Source organism: Marinobacter sp. 3-2, from assembly GCF_003751355.1.
Lineage (GTDB): Bacteria > Pseudomonadota > Gammaproteobacteria > Pseudomonadales > Oleiphilaceae > Marinobacter > Marinobacter adhaerens.
Genome location: NZ_RJUQ01000011.1, coordinates 302,738 through 325,134 on the forward strand (window position 1 = coordinate 302,738; position 22,397 = coordinate 325,134).

Annotated in this window: 18 protein-coding genes; 7 read left to right on the forward strand and 11 right to left on the reverse strand. The window is 59.2% G+C overall.

What is annotated here, in order from left to right; translation table 11 throughout:
* Positions 1-18: 18 nt before the first annotated feature.
* Both EDB94_RS03190 and EDB94_RS03195 read right to left on the reverse strand, forming a co-directional pair.
* Complete coding sequence (locus EDB94_RS03190) at positions 19-696, reverse strand: TetR/AcrR family transcriptional regulator (RefSeq protein ID WP_008173132.1); 678 nt, start codon at positions 694-696, stop codon at positions 19-21.
* Between the two features lie 60 nt (positions 697-756).
* Positions 757-1,659 (reverse strand): hypothetical protein, encoded by a 903-nt coding sequence (locus tag EDB94_RS03195; protein ID WP_108017433.1) that lies wholly within the window; start codon positions 1,657-1,659, stop codon positions 757-759.
* Between the two features lie 174 nt (positions 1,660-1,833).
* Between EDB94_RS03195 and EDB94_RS03200 the strand changes: the two genes are divergently transcribed.
* Positions 1,834-2,454 (forward strand): riboflavin synthase subunit alpha, encoded by a 621-nt coding sequence (locus tag EDB94_RS03200; protein ID WP_088556918.1) that lies wholly within the window; start codon positions 1,834-1,836, stop codon positions 2,452-2,454.
* Positions 2,455-2,467: 13 nt separating this feature from the next.
* Here EDB94_RS03200 and EDB94_RS03205 read toward each other — a convergent pair whose 3' ends face one another.
* The 5 genes from EDB94_RS03205 to EDB94_RS03220 form a co-directional block, all read right to left on the reverse strand.
* Entirely contained in the window at positions 2,468-3,616 is a 1,149-nt protein-coding gene (locus EDB94_RS03205) for a class I SAM-dependent methyltransferase (RefSeq protein ID WP_108017921.1), read from the reverse strand.
* 165 nt (positions 3,617-3,781) lie between these two features.
* The gene (locus EDB94_RS03210; RefSeq protein WP_108017434.1) at positions 3,782-4,828 is read right to left on the reverse strand and encodes a class I SAM-dependent methyltransferase; all 1,047 of its coding nucleotides are present in this window, start codon (positions 4,826-4,828) and stop codon (positions 3,782-3,784) included.
* Positions 4,829-4,952: 124 nt separating this feature from the next.
* The gene (locus tag EDB94_RS20675) at positions 4,953-5,126 is read right to left on the reverse strand and encodes a hypothetical protein (protein WP_008173126.1); all 174 of its coding nucleotides are present in this window, start codon (positions 5,124-5,126) and stop codon (positions 4,953-4,955) included.
* A gap of 120 nt (positions 5,127-5,246) precedes the next feature.
* Positions 5,247-5,930 carry a carbonate dehydratase gene (gene can, locus EDB94_RS03215; RefSeq protein WP_008173125.1) on the reverse strand — a complete coding sequence of 228 codons (684 nt, stop codon included), beginning with the start codon at positions 5,928-5,930 and terminating at the stop codon, positions 5,247-5,249.
* Positions 5,931-5,995: 65 nt separating this feature from the next.
* Positions 5,996-10,882, reverse strand: coding sequence for an NAD-glutamate dehydrogenase (locus EDB94_RS03220; RefSeq protein WP_108017435.1), 4,887 nt, complete (start codon positions 10,880-10,882; stop codon positions 5,996-5,998).
* Positions 10,883-11,045: 163 nt separating this feature from the next.
* Between EDB94_RS03220 and EDB94_RS03225 the strand changes: the two genes are divergently transcribed.
* The 6 genes from EDB94_RS03225 to EDB94_RS03250 are packed head-to-tail and all read left to right on the forward strand — an operon-like array spanning position 11,046 to position 18,010.
* The gene (locus EDB94_RS03225; protein WP_108017436.1) at positions 11,046-12,008 is read left to right on the forward strand and encodes a MoxR family ATPase; all 963 of its coding nucleotides are present in this window, start codon (positions 11,046-11,048) and stop codon (positions 12,006-12,008) included.
* A 37-nt stretch (positions 12,009-12,045) separates the two neighbouring features.
* A complete protein-coding gene (locus EDB94_RS03230; RefSeq protein WP_108017437.1) occupies positions 12,046-12,987 on the forward strand; it encodes a DUF58 domain-containing protein in 942 nt (313 codons plus the stop codon).
* A complete protein-coding gene (locus tag EDB94_RS03235) occupies positions 12,984-13,454 on the forward strand; it encodes a DUF4381 domain-containing protein (RefSeq protein WP_008173120.1) in 471 nt (156 codons plus the stop codon). The genes EDB94_RS03230 and EDB94_RS03235 overlap by 4 nt, the downstream gene beginning before the upstream one ends.
* Entirely contained in the window at positions 13,448-14,476 is a 1,029-nt protein-coding gene (locus tag EDB94_RS03240) for a VWA domain-containing protein (protein ID WP_082220533.1), read from the forward strand. The genes EDB94_RS03235 and EDB94_RS03240 overlap by 7 nt, the downstream gene beginning before the upstream one ends.
* A complete protein-coding gene (locus EDB94_RS03245; RefSeq protein ID WP_108017438.1) occupies positions 14,466-16,280 on the forward strand; it encodes a VWA domain-containing protein in 1,815 nt (604 codons plus the stop codon). Before EDB94_RS03240 ends, EDB94_RS03245 begins: the two co-directional genes overlap by 11 nt.
* Positions 16,274-18,010, forward strand: coding sequence for a BatD family protein (locus EDB94_RS03250; RefSeq protein ID WP_108017439.1), 1,737 nt, complete (start codon positions 16,274-16,276; stop codon positions 18,008-18,010). The genes EDB94_RS03245 and EDB94_RS03250 overlap by 7 nt, the downstream gene beginning before the upstream one ends.
* A gap of 3 nt (positions 18,011-18,013) precedes the next feature.
* Here EDB94_RS03250 and ccmI read toward each other — a convergent pair whose 3' ends face one another.
* The 4 genes from ccmI to EDB94_RS03270 form a co-directional block, all read right to left on the reverse strand.
* Positions 18,014-19,282, reverse strand: a complete 1,269-nt coding sequence (gene ccmI / locus EDB94_RS03255) for a c-type cytochrome biogenesis protein CcmI (protein ID WP_062782307.1) — start codon at positions 19,280-19,282, stop codon at positions 18,014-18,016.
* 68 nt (positions 19,283-19,350) lie between these two features.
* A complete protein-coding gene (locus tag EDB94_RS03260) occupies positions 19,351-19,824 on the reverse strand; it encodes a cytochrome c-type biogenesis protein (protein ID WP_014577595.1) in 474 nt (157 codons plus the stop codon).
* Positions 19,824-20,360 carry a DsbE family thiol:disulfide interchange protein gene (locus EDB94_RS03265; RefSeq protein ID WP_108017440.1) on the reverse strand — a complete coding sequence of 179 codons (537 nt, stop codon included), beginning with the start codon at positions 20,358-20,360 and terminating at the stop codon, positions 19,824-19,826. The genes EDB94_RS03260 and EDB94_RS03265 overlap by 1 nt, the downstream gene beginning before the upstream one ends.
* The gene (locus EDB94_RS03270; protein WP_108017441.1) at positions 20,357-22,363 is read right to left on the reverse strand and encodes a heme lyase CcmF/NrfE family subunit; all 2,007 of its coding nucleotides are present in this window, start codon (positions 22,361-22,363) and stop codon (positions 20,357-20,359) included. The genes EDB94_RS03265 and EDB94_RS03270 overlap by 4 nt, the downstream gene beginning before the upstream one ends.
* Positions 22,364-22,397: the final 34 nt, after the last annotated feature.

The following is a 22,397-nucleotide window of genomic DNA, read 5'->3' on the forward strand; positions in this document are numbered from 1 at the left end:
TAACCGAGAGAGAGGAATTCAGGCAACCGAGACCTTGCTGCCAGCTGGCGGGATCAGCATGGCGTCTTCGGCCTGCATGCCGGCTGCCAGGAAAGGCACCAGGCGGGCAGCAATTTCCTGGACGGTGGTTTCCACGCCCAGCTTGTTCTGAAGAATATCGCGAAGCGCATCGCTGCTGGACATGGTGAACGCCGTTGCCCCCAGCATGAACTGGATACGCCAGTAGCGATCCACCGAGGAAAGCTGAGGCGTCGCTTCCTTGAGCAGGCGCATGAACCGGCTGAAGGGCTCGCTGTACTCTTGCTCAAGGAACTTGCGGAGATGGCCCTGTGACTGGGTATAGGCAAGCCCAAGCAGGCGCATGAAGATCGAGATACCCTTTTCGTTACGCTGGGGCATGCGCACCGCACTCTCGGTAAGCGCCCAGAGCGTCTGATTCAAGGTTGGAGGCTTACCGCTGCACCGCTCTTCCAGCTCATCGAACGCGTTTTCCAGTGTGGCGGAAAACGGTGTCAGAAAGCGCGCAAACACCGCATGAATCAGTGCGTTCTTTGAACCAAAGTGGTAATTGACAGCGGCCAGATTTACTTTAGCCTTACTGGTAATCATTCGGAGCGAGGTTTCCGAAAAACCCCGGTCGGCGAACAGCTCTTCGGCTGCATCGAGAATCCTGTCAACGGTATCAGACTGCGCCATTTTGTTATCAATGCCTCTAGCAAACGTCTGTTTGAAACATACGTTTGAAGCGCATCTGTGTCAAGTTCTCGGCTCAGGCTCTGCGGCGACTTCTTCCCACCCCTGATCAATCGCTTCCTGATTACCCTCGAAAAAGGCTTTCTGAACGCGGCTGTACGCCTTCTCTGCCTCCAGCAGGTAAATCAGGTAAAGGCGCACGTGCTCCCGGCGAGTCAACTGGCGTGCAAGGACCCGGTTCTCCGACAACCGCAACAGGTGGCCAAAACGCGTGTTCTTCAGCGCAGGGTTAAAATCCAACATCCTGGCACATTGCCAGATAAGGCCATCAGATCCCTCCAGGTGGGCAACGTGCTGCCTTGCCTCACGGAGCATCCGCTGCCGGGTCATAAGCAGATCAAGATAGGAAGGTTTTGTTGTGTAGATTCTGCGCACCGCCGGAATCCCGAGCAGCAGGATGATCACAAACGCACCGAAACCGCCGCCGGCAATCCAGGCTGGCACAAACCCGGTCAGCCCACTCAGAAAGATGGCTGCCGCAATCAAGGCACTGAATAACCAGAGGTCTCGGCCCCGACGCGCCTCGGCCATCGTAAAGTTGTCCGGCCAACCATTCATCGCCAGCAGCTCAAAGTCCATCAGCAGCACCCGGTCGCATTGACGAAGCATCAACCGGAGTTTGCGTTGCCGGGATTCCGCCAGAATCCTCTCGGGCTTGCTGCTACCAGCGTCCCGATGCTGATCACCGCCCGAGGCTTCTTCGGACCCGGTTGCGGTATCCGGCGCCTGATCAACGGGCAGCGTTTCCGCGCCTTTTGCGGCGTCCGCACCTGCAGCCGGCGCAGAAGGCTGGCTTCCCGCCTCCACGGGTGCGGGCACAGGATCGGCGGCCCGACCAGGGCGCAGCACGGGAGCCTGCGCCGGACTGTTTGCCCGGGTGGCAGCCTTACTCTGATTTTCAGCCATGGCAGATTGTCCGCATTCAGGGGTTATGAAGGGTATCGACCATGATGCAGGATACTTGAATGTTTACCCCGGTATACCGACATCAGTCGGGCCTTGGCATCAGTCAGCCCGCTCGCTATCCTTGGCGCACTTGCCGGAAAGGCGCCCCATACCACATTGAATGAGGTCAGGCTTATGTTCACAGGCATTGTCCAGGGCATTGCAACCATCGAAGACGTCACTGCAGAGCCCGGGCTCAGCACTTTTGCCATTCGCCTCCCCGCAGAAAAGGCAGATGGCGTTTCCATCGGCGCCTCGGTGGCAATCAACGGAACCTGCCTGACCGTCACACGCCAGGAAGACAGCGTGCTTTATTTCGATGCCATGCAGGAAACCCTGAGACTTACCACGCTGGGGGAGCTGACTACCGGGGACCAGGTGAATTTCGAGCGCGCCGCCCGGATTGGGGATGAAATTGGTGGCCACCTGCTTTCTGGCCACATACACACGGCGGCCAGCATTGTCGAAATACGGCGCACGGAAAACAACGTCACGCTATGGTTTGAGGTGCCCGAGGAATGGGCCCGCTACATCTTCCCGAAAGGCTACATCGCCATCAATGGCGCCAGCCTGACTATTGGCGAGGTACGGGGCAACCGGTTCAACATCCATCTGATCCCGGAGACGCTACGGGCCACAACCTTTGGGTCCTGTGAAGAGGGCCAGCGGGTGAATATTGAAATAGACAGCCAGACCCAGACCATCGTGGATACCCTGGCCCGGCTCGGGTATGACCGCCCGGCGCCAACATTGTAATCTGACAGGTTATTCAGCGGTTGCCAGCCCGAAACACCACGAACTTGGGGCTGGCGTCCAGCTGCTCCACTGACGAAAAGTACCGGCGCAGGCTTCGGTGATAGCCAAGGTGTCGATTTCCTACCAGGAGCAGGCGACCGCCCGGCCTCAGGTGTTGCGACGCCTGCTCGAATAACCGAAGTGCGATGTGATCACCGACCACACCACCCTCGTGGAACGGCGGGTTCAGTAGTATCAGATCAAAGGCTCCCAGATCGGACTCAATACCATCGCGATGGGAGAAAGCGGCTTTGGCATCCGGAAAGGCTTTTTCAACATTACGACGGGCACTGAGCACGGCCTGGCTTGAAACATCGCTGAAAACCAACTGCAGATCCCGTCGCTCTGACAGCGCAGCCAGGCCCAGTACGCCGTTACCGCAGGCCAGATCAAGCACCGAATCGCCAGCCCTGGCCGTCGACACCTCTTTGGCCACATGTGGCAACATCAGGCGGGTGCCGATATCCAGCTTTTCCCGGGCAAACACCGCCGGCAATGCCTCTATGCCCACATCACCTTTTCGGTCGCCCAATCGGTAACCTTTCCAGGTCGCTGACCAATCCGCCAGATTCGCAGCGCCCCTGTTACATCGAATCACCCGCGCTTTCTTTCGCGCCGGCAGCACCTGCTCTGTCCGTACAGCTTCGGCGAACACATCAACGCTTCTTGCCGGTAGATGCTTGATCATGCCGCCTGCCAGCAACACGCCCGAATCCGCCATCACGCGATTGAGCCAGCGCAGCAACCAGGCCAGATAGTCGGCCTGGCGGGGTATTCTCAATACCACCAGGTCAAACGGGCCCTCGGGCGCATTAATCCAGCTGAAAACAGATTCAGGTGGCGTGACTTCCGGGTTCAAAGAAGCATTATGTGCCAGGGCAGCGGGCAACACAGCACTGTCGGCCACCACGGTCGGCGAAAGCGCTGACAGCCCCAGTGAAAGAGCCCCGAACTGATCATCCACCACCAGAACCCGGGGCTCACCCAAGGCTGCCGCCGCGCAAATGGCTTCCTCGAGCAGAAGCTCGTCCGCCGCATCCCATGCCCTCAGCGTCGGATCACCAGTGCCTGGCCGGGCAAGAATCAGTGAGCCTCCGGAGAAATCAAGTTGGGCGGTTGTCATTTCGGGCATGCTGGAGGCCTTTTGTCACAAAAGCGCCATTCTAGGCTGTTTATTCTAGAAATTAACCCTAACGTGGAAGGTGTTCACGCTGAACATCCCTTTTCCGGTTGGCTCCGTTGTTCTGGACGCGAACCTCTTGCCCCTCACCCCAGGGGCTTTTTTCTTTCAGGACCGTCGAAAAGCGCGATAAACGGAAAAACGCTGATTCTCCCGCAATCGTTCAACCGGGCCGATACAGCGCTTCATCAATGGCTCGTAGGGCAGAAAACTGTTCGCCACCAGGCGCACCTCACCACCCGGCGCCAGATGGCGCACTACCTCCCGAAGAAAACGCTCAGTCATCGACAGGTCTGTTCTGACACCAGAGTGAAAGGGTGGATTACTGAGAATAACGGGCCATGAACCCTCGATGCCCGGAAGGCCGTCCGAAGCCATGATCCGCCCGGAAACGCCGTTGCGCTCATAGGTGGCCCGTGCACAGATAACGGCCTGGGACTGAACATCAATCCCGTCGATCGTTAGCCGGGAAAGGTCCTGCCGCTCTTGCCAGCGATGGAGCCAGGCACCGAGGACACCCGCACCACAGGCAAAATCCAGAACCGGGCCAGACCGCAGAGGCGCTCTGTCCAGCGTTTCCATAAGCAAACGGGTACCCTCGTCCAGCTCACCAAGACTGAAAATACCCGGCAGTCCGGCAACATCCAGATGAACCGACTGGCAGTCAATCCCGGTCCAGGTCATCCACTCCCGGAGCGAGAATTCTGGCAGAGGTTCGATATTCTCCGCACACCAGACCTGGCAATGCCGGGCGCTATCGGTCTTGGTAGCCTGCGACGCCACGGCCTTGAGTTGTTTCACGGCCCCGGCAATGCCTTCTTTCTTCTCACCTACCAGCACCAGTCGAGCGCGGGGTGCTGCCAGCCAGCGTGCCAGGGCAAGACGCAGATCAAGCTCCGCCCGGGCCTTGGGTAGAAAAACCACGAGTGTGTCAAAGGTACCGGCAGCCAGAGCAGGATCGTCGTAGCCAAAACAGATCTGCCAGCCATCGCGCCCGCTGAGTGAGGCACACACACCGGCATGCTCACTCATTGCCATACCGCCAGCGGGCAAATCCGTCAGCAGCTCACCAGCGGATACGCCCAAAAGGGCCAGCCTCCCCTGCATAAGGTGGCGGTTTCGCAACAGGACTTCATGGGAATTGGGCAATGACATTGATGGGCTTATCCAGAGTGGGTAGTTCAAAGACGGGATATGCTAACCGGAATGAGCCCTCGCGTCTCCCTTGAAAGACGGAGACCGGAGGGCCTTCAGAGAGGAAATACCATCAAATCTTCAATCACTTGTAACGGGCAACCGTTCCAACCCTCAGGGCGTCCTCCGGTGACATACCCCAGTCCTCAGCCTGACCGGCATCAGACGATTTCCGCCCCCGGCCCCGTGACTCCGCGCTGGCCGTGGCATCTTTCCTCTGGTTCAGAACTGTCAGGGCTTTTTGCATCAATTCTTTCATGGTCACACTCCTCGCTTACTGCAGGATCTACTCTAGCAAAGCAGGAGGTGACCAACTGTGATGACGCCGAGGGTCAGGAAGTGACGCCCTTCACGAATTTTTGACGCAATTTTACATTCTTCACTGCATGATTTTCTGGCGTCCAGAGCGTACCGGCCTCTGAACCAGCTCATCGATGCTGTTCTGCCGTACCCGCTCACGATCTTCCTCGCAGGCTACCGACAACCCCATATCCCGCAGAACCCCATCCGAGACATCGTAGACAAAGCCATGAACCGTGAGCGGCTGACCCCGCCGCCAGGCTTCCTGAACAATGCTGTTCTGGCAAACATGCCCCACCTGCTCAACCACGTTGAGTTCGCACAGACGGTCGACCCGATCCTGAACGCCCGGCAGGGCATCGAGTACTTGCTGATGCCGGTCACGGACATCCTGAACGTGTCGAAGCCAGTTGCTGATCAGTCCAAATCCTTCATTGAGCAATGCCGCCCTGACGCCGCCACAGCCATAGTGGCCAACCACCAGGACATGTTTGACCTTCAATACTTCGATGGCGAACTGCAGTACCGACAGACAGTTAAAATCCGTGTGGACAACCACGTTGGCCACGTTCCGGTGAACAAAAAGCTCCCCCGGCAGAAGATCGACGATCTGGTTGGCGGGCACGCGGCTGTCTGCGCAACCAATCCACAGGTATTCCGGTGCCTGCTGATTCGACAGGCGGGTAAAAAACTGCGGATCCTGGGCCTTGATACCGTCTGCCCAGGCCCGGTTTTTTTCCAGAAGATGGTCAAGCTGACCCATTATCCCACTCCGTTTGATGATTCCCGTCCGGCGATTGAACGGGAATACGCATCCCAAAGCAATACTCAGTTGGTCTGCACCTCCACCTCCGCATGGGGCTGATGCATGGTGCTCTGGGCCAGATCCAGCAACTCACGCAGGGCCACCGAGAACATGGCGTACTCCGGCTCCCGCACACCCTTGAGCTCGGAAAGCATGGATTTCCAGCGGTCGATCATCTGCTGATGGCGGGACAGCCACGCCTCAACGCAGGCCGGCACGTCTTCCGGCTTGTCTGCCAGCTTCAAGACACCAGTGGTTAGCGCCCGCTGCTGCCAGTCGAGATCTTCCCGGAAACTTTCCCGGGCCAGCGCCTGCCAGTGTGAGCCGGGCTGCAGCGATGCAATGGCGCTCGCGAACCAGTTCAGATCCAAGCGGTCACCCAGCTCATAGTAGAGATTGGCCACCGTCTTCAGTGGCATGCCAGAGGCTTCGTGGGCCTCGATGATACCCAGAGACGAGTAAAGGTGGCCGGTACCCGAAACCACGGACGCCAGCTCTGATGGCAACCCGGCATCCACAAGAGCCTGATGCCGTTTCTCCCAGGTGGTTTTCGCCTGATCACCAAGATACTCGGGCAGCCCAGCTGTAATCGCCCAGACGCTGTCGGCAAAGCGCTCCATGTGGTGCTGAATGCTCAGCTCCGCGCGACGGTTGCGCAACAGCCAGCGCACCGAACGGCGCATCAGGCGCATCAGGTCCTGCATCAGCTCCATCTGTAGCTGGGCTGAGACATGGAAATCCAGGGCTTCAATCCTGTCCCACCAGTTATCAATGCGGAACACGTCACGGGCGATAATCCAGGCCAGAGCAATAGAGGCCGCATCGGCACCCGTAGACTGGTTCAAACGCTCCACAAAGGTAATCCCCATGTGGTTGACCATGTCGTTGGCAATCTGTGTCGCGATGATTTCACGCCGCAGCTGATGCTCTCCCAGCTCCTTCGAGAATTTCTGGGTCAGATCCCTGGGAAACACCTTGTACATTTCACCGGCCAGCAGGGGATCGTCAGGCAGGGTGCTGTCGATCAGGGTCTGCTTCAGGTCGCCCTTCACATAGGAAATGAGAACCGACAGTTCCGGCCGGGTCAGCCCTTTTTTGTCCAGCTTGCGCTCGGACAGGGTCTCGTCATCGGGCAGGAACTCCAGGGCACGATTGAGCTTGCCCTCGCTTTCAAAGGTATTCATCAGCCGGCGATACTCTTCCAGTCGGGTCGCCGCATCCTCACTGGCAATACTGATGGCCTGGGTCTGCCGGTAGTTGTTCTTGAGCACCAACTCCGCCACGTCATCGGTCATCTCCTCAAGCATGATGTTGCGCTGCTTGTTGGTGAGATCACCCATGGCAACGGCCCGGTTGAGCAGGATCTTCATGTTGACCTCGTGGTCAGAACAATCCACACCGCCGGAGTTGTCGATAAAGTCCGTGTTCAGGCGTCCGCCCTTGAGCGCAAATTCAATGCGACCGAGCTGGGTAAGCCCAAGGTTGCCGCCTTCGCCGACCACCTTGCAGCGAAGATCCGAACCGTTGATCCGCAGACCGTCGTTGGCCTTGTCGCCCACATCACTATGGGATTCACTGGCACCCTTCACATAGGTGCCAATGCCACCGACCCAGAGCAGGTCGACCTGGGCCTTGAGGATGTGCGAGATCAGCATGTTTGGTGGCACACGATCCGATTTGATACCCAGCAGTTTCTTCATTTCCGGGCTGACCGGGATAGATTTCGAATTCCGGCTGAAAACCCCGCCTCCCTTGGAAATCAGCTTGCTGTCGTAATCGGTCCAGGCGGATCGCGGAAGTCCGAACAGACGCATACGTTCCTTGTAGCTCTTCTCCGGATCCGGTGAAGGGTCGACAAAGATATGCACGTGGTTGAAAGCAGCGACCAGCTTGGTCTTCTCCGAGCACAACATGCCATTGCCGAAGACATCACCACCCATGTCGCCAATGCCGATGGCGGTGAACTCATCCAGCCCGGGGTTGATGCCCATTTCCCGGAAATGCCGCTCTACAGAGACCCAGGCACCCCGGGCCGTGATGCCCATTTTCTTGTGGTCGTAACCATTACTTCCGCCGGAGGCGAAGGCATCGCCCATCCAGAAACCGTATTCCGCGGCCAGACCATTGGCGATGTCCGAGAAGGTTGCCGTACCCTTGTCAGCCGCCACAACCAGGTAATGGTCGTCGTCGTCATGACGGATCACCCGTTCCGGCGGCGCAATGCCGGCATCCACCAGATTGTCGGTGATATCCAGCAACCCCCGGATAAATGTCTTATAGGCTTCGATGCCCTCGGCCTGGAAAGCCTCCCTGTCCGACGGATCCGGCAGGCGCTTGGCCACAAAGCCACCTTTGGCGCCGACCGGCACGATAACCGCATTCTTGACCTGCTGGGCCTTGACTAGCCCCAGAATCTCAGTGCGGTAATCCTCAAACCGGTCTGACCAGCGCAAGCCGCCGCGGGCGACCTTGCCACCCCGCAGGTGTACGCCTTCGACGCGCGGCGAGTACACGAAAATCTCGAACATCGGCATGGGCAATGGCATGTCCGGAATCCGGGATGGATCAAACTTCACGCTAATGTAGGGCTTGGGACCACCGGACTCGCCATGCTGGTAGTAGTTGGTACGCAGGGTCGCCTGGATCAATTCCAGGTAGAGCCGAAGCACCCGGTCCTCACTGAGGTTCTCCACATTTTCGAGGCCGGCATTGAATTCGATTTCCAGTTTCTGCTGGGCCGCCTGGCTCTTCCCGGGGCTCTGGTAACGCTCCGGATTGAAACGTATTTCGAAAAATTCCAGCAGCAGGCGGGTCAGTTCAACGTGGTTCACCAGCGTGTTGGAGATAAAGGTCTGACTGTTGGAAAAGCGTATCTGGCGCATATACCGGGCGTAGGTCCGCAACAGCGCGATTTCCCGCCAGCTCATGTAGGAAGAGAGCAGCATCCGGTTGAAGGCGTCGTTTTCCGCTTCTCCGTACCAGACCCGGCGGAACAGCTCCTCAAAGATCGGACGGATACGATGAATATCGACAACAGTCCCCTGGTGAGCCTGGAGCGTGAAGTCGTGAATCCACACCGTTTTGTTGTGCCGGTCGATGACCTCGAAGGGGTGTTCGCCGATAACCCGGAAGCCGAGGTTGTCGAAGATCGGCATCACATCGGAAAGCGGCAACGGTTCGTCCGGGTAGAAAAGCTTGAAATGCAGCGTGCTCTCGTCTTCTTCCAGAGCCCGGTAGAAGCTCATGGCAAGGTCATGATTGTTCGCCGATGAAGCGATATGCTCCAGATCGATCGCCGCTCGCCTGGGCGAGAACATATCGGTGTAGCTGGCCGGAAAACCGCCCGCCCACAAGCGATAGAGCTCATTGCCCTGCTCTTCGCCCCAGGCCTCACTCAGGGCTTCAGACAACCCATCACGCCAGGACTGGGCAAGCTCGATAACCTTCTCCCGGATCTCCGCCGTGGGCAGTTGGCGGTTCTCGACCTGGGGTACCCGGATGGTGAACTGGACCCGCGCAAGGACCGACTCGGAAAAGTGGGTGACAAACTCGACGTCTTCCGCTCCCAACCGGTCAACCAGCACCTGTTCCACTTTCAGCCGTAGTTCGGTGTTGTAGATGTCCCTCGGAAAGAACGCTAGGCAGGTCACGAACTGGCCATAAACGTCTTCCCTCAGGAACAATTCGATCCGGCGACGCTCCTGGATGTACAGGATACTTTTGGCCACCTTGAGCAGCTCGTCCTGCTCGATCTGGAACAGTTCGTCCCGGGGATACACTGTCAGGATCTGCTCGAGTTCTTTGCCGGCGTAGTCGTCACGCAGAAAGCCGGACCGTTTCATCACGCTCTGGAATTTACGGCGCAGTAGGGGAATCTCGTCCGGCCGCTCGTTATAGACGCGGGCGGTGTAAAGGCCCAGGAACCGCCGCTCACCGACTACCTCGCCTTTGCTGTTGAATTTCTTGACTGCGATGTAGTCCGGGTAGGCGGGCCGGTGCACCCGAGAGCGCTGGGCCGATTTGGCGAAGATGAAAATATCATCGCTTCGGGTCATCTCGTGGCGCGTGCGCTGCGGCAGTTCGTTCAGGCGAACCCGGTCCGGGCGCTCATTATTGACCCGGAGGATACCCAGTTCGGAATTCTCTACCCGACGCACCACCATGCCACTCTTGTCCTTGGCAAAGTCGTACTCATCGTAGCCAAGGAACGTAAAATGGTCCCGGGCGAGCCATTCCAGAAACGCCCTGGCCTCTTCTTTCTGCTCCTCGTTAATGCCCGCCGTGGTGTTGTCCAGCTCACCGAGAATCTCGTTCACTTTCTCGGTAACTACCGGGAAGTCGCTGACAGCGATCCGCACCTCATGAAGCACGTTCTGCAGGGTATCTTCCAGATCACGGAGATCCTCGGGATTACTGTGCCGATCAATCTCGAGGACAATGAACGCCTCGTAGTCCGAACCGGAGGCTTTCTTTTTAGACGTGTGCAGCTTCTCGAGTTTGCCATTCTGGTCGCGGTTCACCTGCAGGATCGAGTGCTGGATAGAATGGGTACCGATTTCCCGGTGGTTGATCGCAATGCGCAGGGAATCGATCAGAAACGGAATGTTCGGATGCAGTATAAAAACAACGGTGTGAGTCGATTGCCAACCGTCACTCTCCAGGTCGGGGTTGAAAACGGCAACCGGAGTTTCCTCGGCAGACCGCTTCTGCAGAAACTGCCAGGCGGCCAGAACGGCGCCATAGGTATCCGCAAATCGTCGACTGACCAGCTCTTCAAGGGGAATATGAGCATAATGCTGCTTGGCAAATTCGCTGATTTTCTTGGCTTCGGTTTTGGAAATCTTCTTAGCGAAAGCGTCAGCCAACTGTTCAAAGAATTGATCCTTGCTGGCCACTGTCAGCGCATTCATGGTCGACCTCAGTTAGTGTGAAATAAACGTAATCGGCGTATCGTCACATAAGCATAGTCAAACCCTTGATTTTTGCCGGCCAGACGCCAAAACTTCGGCAACTACCTACGCACGATACGGGTTTCTCCGGAAAATCCTCAGATACAGAGAGCAGTCATTTCCAATGTCGCTACAGCATACGTTCGGTGAGTTACGGGGACAGTTAGCCAAACGGATAATCGGGCAGGAAAAACTGGTGGATCGTCTGCTGATCGCGCTTCTTGCCGACGGCCACCTGCTTGTAGAAGGCGCCCCGGGGCTGGCAAAAACCACGGCGATCAAGGCGCTCGCCGACCATCTGGAAGGCGACTTTCACAGAATCCAGTTTACGCCAGACCTGCTGCCCTCAGACGTTACGGGCAGTGAAATCTACCGCCCGGAAACCGGGCAGTTCGAATTCCAGCGCGGCCCCATCTTCCACAACCTGGTGCTTGCGGATGAAATCAACCGTGCGCCTGCCAAGGTGCAGTCTGCCCTTCTCGAGGCCATGGGTGAACGCCAGATCAGCGTCGGGATGCGCACGTTTCCGCTGGACCGGCTGTTCCTGGTGATGGCCACCCAGAATCCCATCGAGCAGGAAGGCACCTACCCGCTGCCCGAAGCCCAGCTGGACCGCTTTCTGATGCACGTGGTTATCCACTACCCGTCGGCGGAAGCGGAGAAGGCCATCCTGCATCTGGCCCGTAACGATTATCGTCACGGCCTTCCGAAAACGGACCTTCGCCTGACGCCAGACCAGGTGTTTGATGCCCGCACGGAAGTCGCGAACATCTACATGGCGGAACCCGTAGAGCAATATATGTTGGCCCTGGTGCTGGCAACCCGCGACCCGGCGGCACTGGACCCGGAACTGGCCCGGTGGACAGCCTTCGGCGCCAGCCCCCGTGGCACCATCGCCCTGGACCGCTGCGCCCGGGCGCTGGCCTGGCTAGACGGCCGGGATTACGTAACACCTGACGATGTCCGAGCCATGGCCTTCGATGTGCTACGACACCGCATCCTCCTAACGTTCGAAGCAGAGGCCGAAGGCATGACCGCTGACACGGTTATCGAACGGCTGATCGAACGTGTTCCGGTGAGCGCCTGAAGCCATCGACGGAAGCAATACACGGGAGCCGTCAGGCATGGGCAACACCGACGCAATAACGCACATCGGCCTACCGGATCTGATCCGCCTGCAGGCAGACGCACGGGCACTGAAACTGCCCTCTGCCCGCCCGGTTCGGACGCGTCAGGCCGGCTTGCAGCGCTCGCCGCAACGAGGCCGGGGCATGGCGTTTGCCGAGGTACGGTTGTACCAGCCCGGGGACGACATCCGTAGCATCGACTGGCGGGTAACGGCGCGGCGTCAGGAGCCCCATACCAAGCTTTATGAGGAGGAACGGGAACGGCCCGTTCTCCTTCTTTGCGATCTCGGCCCAAGCCTGTTTTTTGCCAGCACAGGCGCCTTCAAGCAGGTTCGTTGCGCACAGATCGCCTCCATTCTGGCATGGCTGGCACTCTGGTCGGGCGATCAGGTAGGTGGCATTGTCTTCAACGGCGAGACCCTGAGAGTGCTTCGCCCGGCGCGGCGGAAGAAATCAGTGCTGCGGCTGCTGGATACTCTCGATGAACTGCAAAGAACGGATAATCGAGCGCCGGAACAAAACGAGCCGTCCGGCCAGAGCCGCCTGGACATGGCACTGACCGAGGCTCGCCGGGTGGCCCATACCGGTAGCCGGATTTTCGTGATCAGCGATTTCCTGGATATCTCACAGGAGACGGGCACCCTGCTCGGCGCGCTCGCCCGCCATAACGGCGTCAGCGCCCTGAGGATCGTGGATCCATTGGAAAAAGAGCTGCCGAAAAGCGGACGCTTTGCGATAGCCGGCCCGGACGGACCGGTGTGGTTCGATGCCGGAAACCCCCGGTTCCAGAGGGCCTGGCACGAGAAAGTCACCAACCATGAACACCGGCTGGCAGAGTGTTTCCGTACCTCCGGCGTTACCATGGCAGAAGTGTCCACGGCGAATGACCCCGCAGCGACCCTCAAATTGCTGCTGGGACCCGGAGGCCGCATAGGATGAACCCGCAGGATCCACTCAGCCAGCTTCGGGACATTCACCTGCCTGAAACAGGGGGCCTCTGGCCTCCGGCGCCGGGTTGGTGGGTATTGGCCATTTTGCTCATTGCTGTGCTTGCTGCCCTGGTCTGGCTGTTTATCCGGCGGAGACAAAGAAACCGGTGGTTCCGCTCCGCTCGGGCCGAACTCGCCAGACTGGAACGATCAGCAGCCACGACCCCCGCGTGGTTCACACAACTGAACACCCTGCTGAAGCAGGCCGCCCGCGAGCGCTACCCGGAACAGCACCCGGAAGCGCTGACCGGCGATGCCTGGGTGGAATTCCTGTTAAAGACCGCCCCGAAGGACCGGGTTGCCTCCAGACCGGTTGCCGAAGCGCTGGTTCACAGTGCCTGGCGACCTGAGGTTTCAACCAAGCCGGCCGACGCCCTGGCGTTCGCCCGATTGTGGCTGGGAGGTCAGAAATGCTGAATCTCGCCTGGCCCTGGGCACTGGTTCTGGTGCTCTTGCCCCTGATTCTCAAATGGCGCAAGCCCGGAGCGCAATCGGTCGACGCGCCCGTGTTGCCGGTTGGCCACTGGCTGTCGGACCTGCCCGGTGTCAGTCGTCGTGGCAATGCCGTACCGCTCTGGCAGCAACTGTTGCTGTTCCTGATGTGGACGCTTCTGGTGGTTGCTCTGGCACGGCCGCAGCATGTGGGCGAGCAGGTCCAGATGCCCGTTTCCGGCCGGGATCTCATGCTGGTCGTCGACATTTCCCCCAGCATGGATGAGCAGGATATGGTCCTTCAGGGCCGGAGTATTAATCGATTGCAGGCGGTCAAGCGCGTGCTTGATGACTTTATCTCCCGCCGCCAGGGTGACCGGCTCGGTCTGATCCTGTTCGGCACCGAGCCCTACGTACAGGCGCCGCTGACCTTCGATCTGGAGACGGTCAGAACCCTGATGCGTGAGGCGGGCCTTGGCATGGCCGGGCGCGCCACGGCCATCGGCGACGCCGTGGGCCTGGCAACCAAACGCCTGAGAAACCGGCCCCAGGATCAGCGCGTTGTGGTCCTGCTGACTGATGGCGCCAATACTGCGGGCGAAATCACCCCAGACAAAGCTACCGAAATCGCCGCGGCCGCCAGCATTCGCCTGTACACCATTGGTATTGGCGCCGAGTCCATGGTGCAGCGTGGGCTGCTGGGTTCGCGCCGGGTCAACCCATCCAGGGATCTGGACGAAAACCTGCTAACCCGCATGGCCCAGCAGACCGGCGGGGAGTATTTCCGGGCGCGCAGCCTGCCCGAGCTGGAGCTTATCTACGAGAGCATTGATCGACTGGAACCGATCGAGCTTGAAGGCAAGTTCTATCGGCCGGTAACCGAGCTCTATGTCTGGCCTGCCGGTCTCGCGGTCATTCTGTGGCTGGCGCTGTTCCTCGTCCGCCACGGGCGGGAACTTGTTGCTGAAACACGCCGGAGCAAGGAGGAGGAAACGCATGTGGGCTGAGTTCCATTTCCTGCGCCCGCTCTGGCTGCTGTTAATCCTGCTGATACCGATACTGTATCTTGCATTCCGGCAACTCCGCATGGGCGACAGCGGATGGTCCCGGCTTATTCCGGCCCGCCTGCTCTCGCCCCTGATTCGTCACAACGGCAGCTCGGGCCAGTCGAACAAGTCACCTCTGGTTCCGGCCTCTTTGGCCCTGATCATTCTGTCCCTGGCCCTGGCCGGACCGGCCTGGCGGGAGGCACCGACACCGCTGAAACAACCCGGCGACAGCCTTGTGATCGCACTGGACCTTTCACTGTCCATGCTGGCAACGGACGTGGAACCTGATCGACTGACCCGGGCCAAACGGAAGATCCGGGATATTATCGAGCTTCGGGAAGGCAGCCTGACCGGCCTGCTCGTCTTTTCCGGCGATGCCCACGTGGTGACACCACTGACCGATGATGGCCGTACGATTGAGGGCATGCTCAACGTGCTGGACCCGGTGATCATGCCGGCGACAGGCAACCGGGCCGATCTCGCCGTTGCCCGCGCAAAGGCATTGCTGGAACAAGGCGCACCGGGCGAAGGTCGCATCCTGTTAATCACCGACAGCATCAACGACGACTACGAGGGTACCATCCGGGACACGCTTTCCGGCACCGGATACGCGCTCAATACCCTGGTCGTCGGCACCGAGAACGGAGGCCCCATTCCCCTCGCCCGGCGCGGTTTCATACGGGAGAACGGCGACATTGTCATCAGTCGTGCTGAACCCGAAGCGCTGGCGGCACTCGCCCGCAGCAGCGGCGGCCAGAGCCATGAGCTAACCCTGGACGACACCGATATTGAAGCGCTCGACCTGAGCCCGCGGGACAGTGACGACTGGCAGGATTCCGAGGACGGCCTGACGGTCAATCGCTGGCAGGATGACGGTTACTGGTTGCTCTGGCTCGCGCTGCCGCTGGTTTTGATGGGTTGGCGCCGGGGGGCTCTCAGTGCGCTTGCTTTGATCCTGCTGCCGGCCTGGCCGCAGCCGGCAGCCGCCATAAGCTGGGAAGAGCTCTGGCAGAGGGAAGATCAGCGAGCTCCCGCCTTGATTCAGGACAACCCGGAATCAGCCGCCCGCCAGCTTGAGGACCCGGAATGGCGGGGCTCCGCCCTCTATCGTTCCGGCAAGTTCGACAGCGCCGCCGAAGCGTTTGCGCGCAAACAGGGTGCCCGTGCCAGTTACAACCGGGGCAATGCCCTGGCCCGTGCCGGAAAACTGGAAGAGGCCCTGGCTGCCTATGATGCGGCGCTGAACGCAGCGCCTGACATGGAAGACGCCCTTCACAACCGGAAAATTGTCGAGGAACTTCTGAATCAGGAAAAGCAGAACCAGGATGGCAACCAGGATAACAACCAACAGGATTCCCGGAACTCCCAGGGCGACGGCAGTAATCAGCAACAAAACCGTCAGGGCCAGAACGGAAACAATGAAAGCGAGAATCCCAGCAGTCAGGGGAACAGTCAGCAGCAGAACCCGGAAAACAACGAGTCTTCGTCCGACACGGAGAATCAGCAAGGCGGCCAGACGGCTGAACAGAATCAACAGCAGGCGGGCGAGCGCGGAGATCCCGAGCAGGCTTCCGGGGAGCAGCAAACCCCGTCCGGCCAGTCCCCGGCACCCGCCCCTATCTCTGAAACGCCGCTGACCCAGAGCCAGGAGCAGTGGCTCAGGCGCGTCCCTGACAATCCGGGCGGATTATTACAGCGCAAATTTCTGCAGCAGTATCAACAACGCCAGACTCCATCCGATGAGGGCGATACACCATGGTAAAACGGCTGATGATTCCCGCCGTCTGTCTGTTTCTTCTGACGGCACTCTGGCTGCCGGCCCAGGCACAACCCCATACACAGGCTCGGCAACTGACCGTCGAGCCGGACCGGACCCGCCTCTATGAGGGCGAGGTTCTGACCCTGACCGTAAAAGGCAGCATGGAGATCGACATCAATCTCGGCAACCTGTTCGACTTCGACATGTCGAGCCTGCCTAAGCCTGATATCGAGAAAGTGGAACCCGATTTTGAAATCCTGGCCCAGAACCAGCAGTACAGTATCCGCACCGTAAACAGTCAGATGGTGGGTGAAATCACCTGGACCTACCAGCTGGCACCAAAAACCACCGGCGAACTGACCATTCCTGCACTCACCTTCAAGGATGCTGTTTCGGAGCCGGTTACCGTGGAAGTCGTCGACGGCTCGCCGCCAGACCAGGCCGCGCCTGGGCGGGACAGTTTTATCGAGCTGTCCGCCGATAAGGATGAAGTCTATGTGCAGGAGCAACTGATCCTGACAGTACGGCTTTTCTTCAGGGGCAACCTCATTCGCGGCGAGCTGTCTGAGCCGACCCATCCCCATGTGATTATCGAATCCCTGGGCAGGCAGCAGGAATTTTCACGCTATCGCGACGGTGTGCGATACCGCGTGGTGGAGCGGCGCTACGCGATCTTCCCCCAACGACCCGGAACCTTGAAGCTGCCCCCCGTACGCTTCGAGGGACAGGCCAGAGATGCCTCTGGCAGCCTCCGTTTCCTGAGGGACAGTGAGGAGCTTTTTGAGGTGCCGGTCAAGGATGTCCCGGCCCAGTTCAGTGGCGATACCTGGCTGCCGGCAACAGGCTTGTCGCTTGAGGAGTCCGGGCTTCCTCCGTCACTGGAAGTCGCGACCGGCGAAAACATTACCCGAGAGATCAGGCTGACGGCGGCGGGCTTGCCCGGGGAGGCGCTGCCACCCTTACCCGATACGGTCCCGGACGGACTGAGAAGTTACCCGGAAGAGCCAGAGAGGCAGACCGAAACAACGCCGGCAGGCCTGACCTCTTCGCTGAGGCAATCCGTGGCTCTGGTACCGGTTGAGGCGGGACAGATGACGTTGCCAGCCATTCGCATTTACTGGTGGGATACCGAAGCGGATCGGGAACGCGTTGCCGTCATCCCGGAAAAAACCCTGACGGTGACGGACCCGAATGCCGTCGCCGCCGAACCGCCGCAACCCGCGAATGGAGAACCGTCCCCTGAACCGGACACGATCAGCCCGGAATCATCGACGGACCGGACAGCACCGGAGGCCGGGTTGTGGCAGTGGCTCACCCTGGCGTTCGGCATACTCTGGGCCGGAACCTTGATGGCATGGTGGTGGTCGCGCAAAGGCGCCAAGAACGCCCCCGACTTTACTCAGCACAATGACGATGAAGATGTCGCCTTCGAGCACCTGATCACGGCCGTGAGAAGCGGTTCAGCCCGGACACCGGAGCTGCTGGTAGCATGGGCCAATCGGCACAGACCCGGCGAACACTTCCGTTCCGCGTCTGACGTTGTGCACCACTTCCAGGACGAGACCATGGCAACAGAGCTAGGCAAGCTCCAGGCCCGGTTTTTTGCGCCAGACCATGACAACGAAAACTGGGATGGACGGCCACTGGCCCGGACTCTTGAGGCCATTCGAAAGCGAAAACAGACGCGGGCAAACGCCGATCTGCCTCCGCTTTATCCCAAGGGCCTCTCCTGAGGATCAGTCAATCAGTTGCTGATCGATCACAACCGCTACAGGCGCTTCCTGGCTCTCGTTAACGGCTACAGGAACGTCGGTGCTGCCCTGCCAGTCTCCTGCTTGGGCGGCCACATTGCCGGAACGACTGAGACGGGCGGTTACAACCACCTCGTCAACACTGGAAATGGTAGCCTGCGGTGACATGGCGTACCGGTCGTCCAGCCGGATCTCCACCGGCAACTGGTCTGCCGTCAGCCGGGCTACTGCCAGAGGCGGGCCCTGCTGGACATTGGGCTGGCGAGCAAACAGGAACAGAGTGGTATCTGCAGGCACCTGATTCTGGAAGTCCTCGGAAAGCGTTACCCGAACGGTAACCCCAGCACCGGAGGTTTCGGCAGCGGCCACCTGTGCCGGTGGTTCCTCGCCGAGACGGGTGTAGGCTTCACGAATACCTTCCCGAATGGAGCCAATCTGGGGGTGGTCGGGTGCTACGGTTTCGATCCGCTCCCAGTACTCGATGGCTTCCCGATAGTTCTGCTGGCTGAAGGCGTTGATCCCCAGCAAACCGAGGGCATTCACTTCATCCGGGTTCAGCTCACGGGCCTGCTCAATGGCCGCCGTAACCTCTTTCGTCATGGCGCCCTGGCTACCGAAGAACAGCGCCTGGGCAGACAGACCATAAGCAACGGCTCGCGCCCGACTATCGTCATTAACACTGTCGGCCAGTTGCCGGAACGCCCAGGCGGCATCGTCGAAGCGTTCCAGACGCATGTAGGTGCGTCCCAGCATTGCCCAGCCGTCCGGATTATCCGGGCTGGCTTCCAGCCGTTCCCGGAGCTGCCCTGAAAGCTCGGTCATCTGGGCCTGCCTCGATCCTTCGGTGGTTCCCATTTCCTGCATGGTAATGAACTGTTCAACCCGGTCCATCGCGCCCCAGCGCTCATACAGATAAACCGTGGCAGCCGGGATCAATAGAATCGAGACCAGGGCCACTGCCATGGCACTCCTGCGGCCACTGATCACGGGCCTCACCTGGTCCTGCTCTGGAACGTCATCGAGCATGCTCCCTGCAAGCTCCTCCTTGAGTTGCCGGTAATTTTCGTCGTCCAGAATACCGGCCTCGTATTCGTTGTCGAGCTCCTTCATCCTGGAGCGATAGGCCATCAGATTCTGGTTTTTCAGGTCCGTCTGTTTCCTCGTGCCGAGCCGATGGAAAAAGACGGGGTACAAGACAAACAACAGGGCAAGAACAATCAGTACCGTTGCGGCAATCCAGAAAGTGTCAGTCATGGAGTTTCAGTCACAGGTTCAGAATTAAGAATGAGGTTGCGGCCAGGACATGCCGGAAAGTGCCGGCTTCAGGAGGATCTTTCCTGCTCTGCCAGCATTTTGTCGACACGGGCTTTCTCTTCAGTGCTCAACGCCGGGCCTGACGGCCCCGCTCGCCGGGAACGAATCACCACACCGGCAACCACCAGAAACCCGCCGAACACCGCAATCGCAGGTGTCGCCCAGAGCAGGAATGTCCGGCTGTCCAGCTCGGGTTTGTAGCGAACAAACTCACCAAACCTGCCAACGAGAGACTCAACGATTTCCTCGTTGCTGGCCCCGTCTTTCATCATCCGGTAAACAACATCCCGCATATCCTTCGAGATAGGCGCGTTGGAATCGGCAATGTTCTGGTTCTGGCATTTCGGGCAGCGCAGTTCCGAAATCAGGTTCTGGTAACGCTGCTCCTCGGCCCGATCCTCAAAATCGTATACGTCAGCGACATCGGCTGCAGCGATTCCGGCAAACAGAAGCGCAAAACCCAGGCAGAGGATCCGGAGCATCAGCCATTCCCCCGAACGTCATTGATGACCGGGAGCAACTTCTCCTCCCAGACCGTTTCATTGACCACACCCACGTGGCGATAGCGGACGACGCCGCCGGCGTCAATCACGAAGGTCTCCGGTGCTCCGTATACCCCCAGATCGAAACCGAGCGTGCCGCGGGGATCATAGATGGTCTGGCGGTAGGGATTGCCCAGGCGGTCAAGCCAGACCAGCGCATCCTCGCGGTTATCCTTGTAATTGAGACCGATGATATTGATGCCTTTCTCCTCGGCCAGCCAAACCAGGTCGGCGTGCTCGTCCTTACACGCGGGACACCAGGTTCCCCAGACATTCAACAGGCTGACCCGGCCGCGGAAAAGGCTCTGGTCCAGCATGGTTTCCGGGTTGTGCAGGTCCTTCAGGCTGAATGCCGGCACTGGCTTGCCGACCAGCACCGACTCCAGTTTGGTGGGATCCTTGCCAATACCCGCGAACAGCACCACACCAACTACGAGGGCGATCAGCAGCGGCAGAAAGAGCAGGACCCGCTTCATGAGGTTGCTCCGGCAGACGTGGCAGCGCCAGGCTCGGGCACCTTAGGTCCGGCCTGCACCTTCTGGTTGGCGCCTTCCCGGATCCGATACCGGCGATCCGAGATGGCCAGGAAGCCTCCAGCCGCCATAAACAGAGAGCCCAGCCAGAGCCAGCGTACAAGTGGCTTGTATTGCAGGCGAATGGCCCAGGCCTCGTCGGTGATGCGTTCACCAATGGCCACGAAGATGTCCCGGAACAGGCCGGCGTCGATATCGGCCTCGGTCATAACGCTCATACCGACTGAATACTGCCGCTTTTCAGGATGGAGCACGGAAACCCGCTCGCCATCCAGCATGACATCAAAGGTGCCGTATTGAGCCGTAAAGTTAGGACCCTGACGCGCACCGATGTCCTTGAACACGAACTGATAATCACCGACTGTCGCGACATCACCGGGCACCATGCGGACATCCCGCTCGATACCGTAGTTCGAAACCACCGTTGCGCCGGCCATAGTAATAGCCAGGCCAAGATGCCCGAGTACCATGCCGAAATAGCTGCGGGACTGGCGCTTGAGCCCATGAATGCGGCCTTTCCGGGAAGAGGACTTCTCCCAGAGATCCCAGAAAGTGGCAACCGTTACCCACATGGCGGAGAAAATGCCCAGGAACGCCCAGGGCTTGAAGCCGCCGTAACCGATCAGGACGGCCGTAGTGGCGACAATGCTGATGGCCAGGGGCCAGAGCAGCTTTCGCGCCAGCCAGCCACCGTCGGTTTTCTTCCAGCGCGAGAAGATGCCGGCGCCCAACAACAGGCCCGTCGCAACCGCCAGAGGACTGAACGTCAGGTTGAAGAACGGTTCACCGATCGACAGTTTGCCCAGATCCAGGTAATCAAGGACCAACGGATACAAGGTACCGACGGCAACCAGAAGCGTCGCTGAAACCAGAAGCACGTTATTAAGGAGCAGAAACACTTCCCGCGATAGCGAGCCATAGCGGGAGCGAACATGCACAACAGGCGCCCGGAATGCGTAGAGCGCGAGACTTGCGATCACTGTTACCGCGAGCAGGCCCAGCAGGAAAGTGCCCCGCTCCGGATCAGAAGCGAAGGCGTGAACCGAGGTAAGCACCCCGGATCGAACGAGGAAGGTGCCAAGCAGGCTGAGAGCAAATGTGACAATCGCCAGCAGCACTGTCCAGCTCTTGAACACGCCGCGCTTCTCTGTCACCGCCAGCGAATGCATCAACGCAGTACCGGACAACCACGGCAACAGCGAGGCATTCTCCACCGGATCCCAGAACCACCAGCCACCCCAGCCAAGCTCATAGTAGGCCCACCAGCTTCCGAGCGCGATGCCTAGGGAGAGAAACGCCCAGGCAACCGTGGTCCACGGGCGTGACCAACGGGCCCAGGCAGCGTCAAGCCGGCCATTGATCAGGGCGGCGATGGCAAAAGCGAACGCCACCGCAAAACCGACATACCCCATGTAGAGCATCGGCGGATGAACAATCAGCCCGAAATCCTGCAGCAGCGGGTTAAGATCCGCGCCATCGGCAGGCACATTGGGCAGCAGCCGGTCGAATGGGTTCGAGGTGAGAACAATAAACAGCAGGAAGCCCACACAGACCATGCCCAGTACCGAGAGCACCTGGGAGATCATCACCGCAGGCAGGCGGCGGCTGAACACAGCGACCGCCAAGGTCCAGCCTGCCAGCATCAGTATCCAGAGCAGCAGTGAGCCCTCGTGACCGCCCCAGACCGCACTGAACTTGTAATACCAGGGCAGCAGGCTGTTGCTGTTATTGGCAACATAGGCCACGGAAAAGTCGTCGGTCACGAACGCATGGGTCAGAACTGCAAAGGCAAGACCGATGAAAACAAACATGCCGGACGCCAAAGGCCTGGCAAATGCCTGAAGATTATCCCTGCCAGTCAGGGAACCGGCGAGGGGGACTACGGAAAGGAGCACTGCCAACAACAGCGCGAGAATCAGTGCAAGCTGTCCGAGTTCGGGATACATCAAAGGCCTCCAGAAACCAGGCTGTAAGATAAAA

Coding starts and splice junctions, on each gene's coding strand:
- EDB94_RS03190 (WP_008173132.1), bottom strand. CDS start 696: ATGGCGCAGTCTGATACCGTTGACAGGATTCTCGATGCAGCCGAAGAG.
- EDB94_RS03195 (WP_108017433.1), bottom strand. CDS start 1,659: ATGGCTGAAAATCAGAGTAAGGCTGCCACCCGGGCAAACAGTCCGGCG.
- EDB94_RS03200 (WP_088556918.1), top strand. CDS start 1,834: ATGTTCACAGGCATTGTCCAGGGCATTGCAACCATCGAAGACGTCACT.
- EDB94_RS03205 (WP_108017921.1), bottom strand. CDS start 3,616: ATGACAACCGCCCAACTTGATTTCTCCGGAGGCTCACTGATTCTTGCC.
- EDB94_RS03210 (WP_108017434.1), bottom strand. CDS start 4,828: ATGTCATTGCCCAATTCCCATGAAGTCCTGTTGCGAAACCGCCACCTT.
- EDB94_RS20675 (WP_008173126.1), bottom strand. CDS start 5,126: ATGAAAGAATTGATGCAAAAAGCCCTGACAGTTCTGAACCAGAGGAAA.
- can (WP_008173125.1), bottom strand. CDS start 5,930: ATGGGTCAGCTTGACCATCTTCTGGAAAAAAACCGGGCCTGGGCAGAC.
- EDB94_RS03220 (WP_108017435.1), bottom strand. CDS start 10,882: ATGAATGCGCTGACAGTGGCCAGCAAGGATCAATTCTTTGAACAGTTG.
- EDB94_RS03225 (WP_108017436.1), top strand. CDS start 11,046: ATGTCGCTACAGCATACGTTCGGTGAGTTACGGGGACAGTTAGCCAAA.
- EDB94_RS03230 (WP_108017437.1), top strand. CDS start 12,046: ATGGGCAACACCGACGCAATAACGCACATCGGCCTACCGGATCTGATC.
- EDB94_RS03235 (WP_008173120.1), top strand. CDS start 12,984: ATGAACCCGCAGGATCCACTCAGCCAGCTTCGGGACATTCACCTGCCT.
- EDB94_RS03240 (WP_082220533.1), top strand. CDS start 13,448: ATGCTGAATCTCGCCTGGCCCTGGGCACTGGTTCTGGTGCTCTTGCCC.
- EDB94_RS03245 (WP_108017438.1), top strand. CDS start 14,466: ATGTGGGCTGAGTTCCATTTCCTGCGCCCGCTCTGGCTGCTGTTAATC.
- EDB94_RS03250 (WP_108017439.1), top strand. CDS start 16,274: ATGGTAAAACGGCTGATGATTCCCGCCGTCTGTCTGTTTCTTCTGACG.
- ccmI (WP_062782307.1), bottom strand. CDS start 19,282: ATGACTGACACTTTCTGGATTGCCGCAACGGTACTGATTGTTCTTGCC.
- EDB94_RS03260 (WP_014577595.1), bottom strand. CDS start 19,824: ATGCTCCGGATCCTCTGCCTGGGTTTTGCGCTTCTGTTTGCCGGAATC.
- EDB94_RS03265 (WP_108017440.1), bottom strand. CDS start 20,360: ATGAAGCGGGTCCTGCTCTTTCTGCCGCTGCTGATCGCCCTCGTAGTT.
- EDB94_RS03270 (WP_108017441.1), bottom strand. CDS start 22,363: ATGTATCCCGAACTCGGACAGCTTGCACTGATTCTCGCGCTGTTGTTG.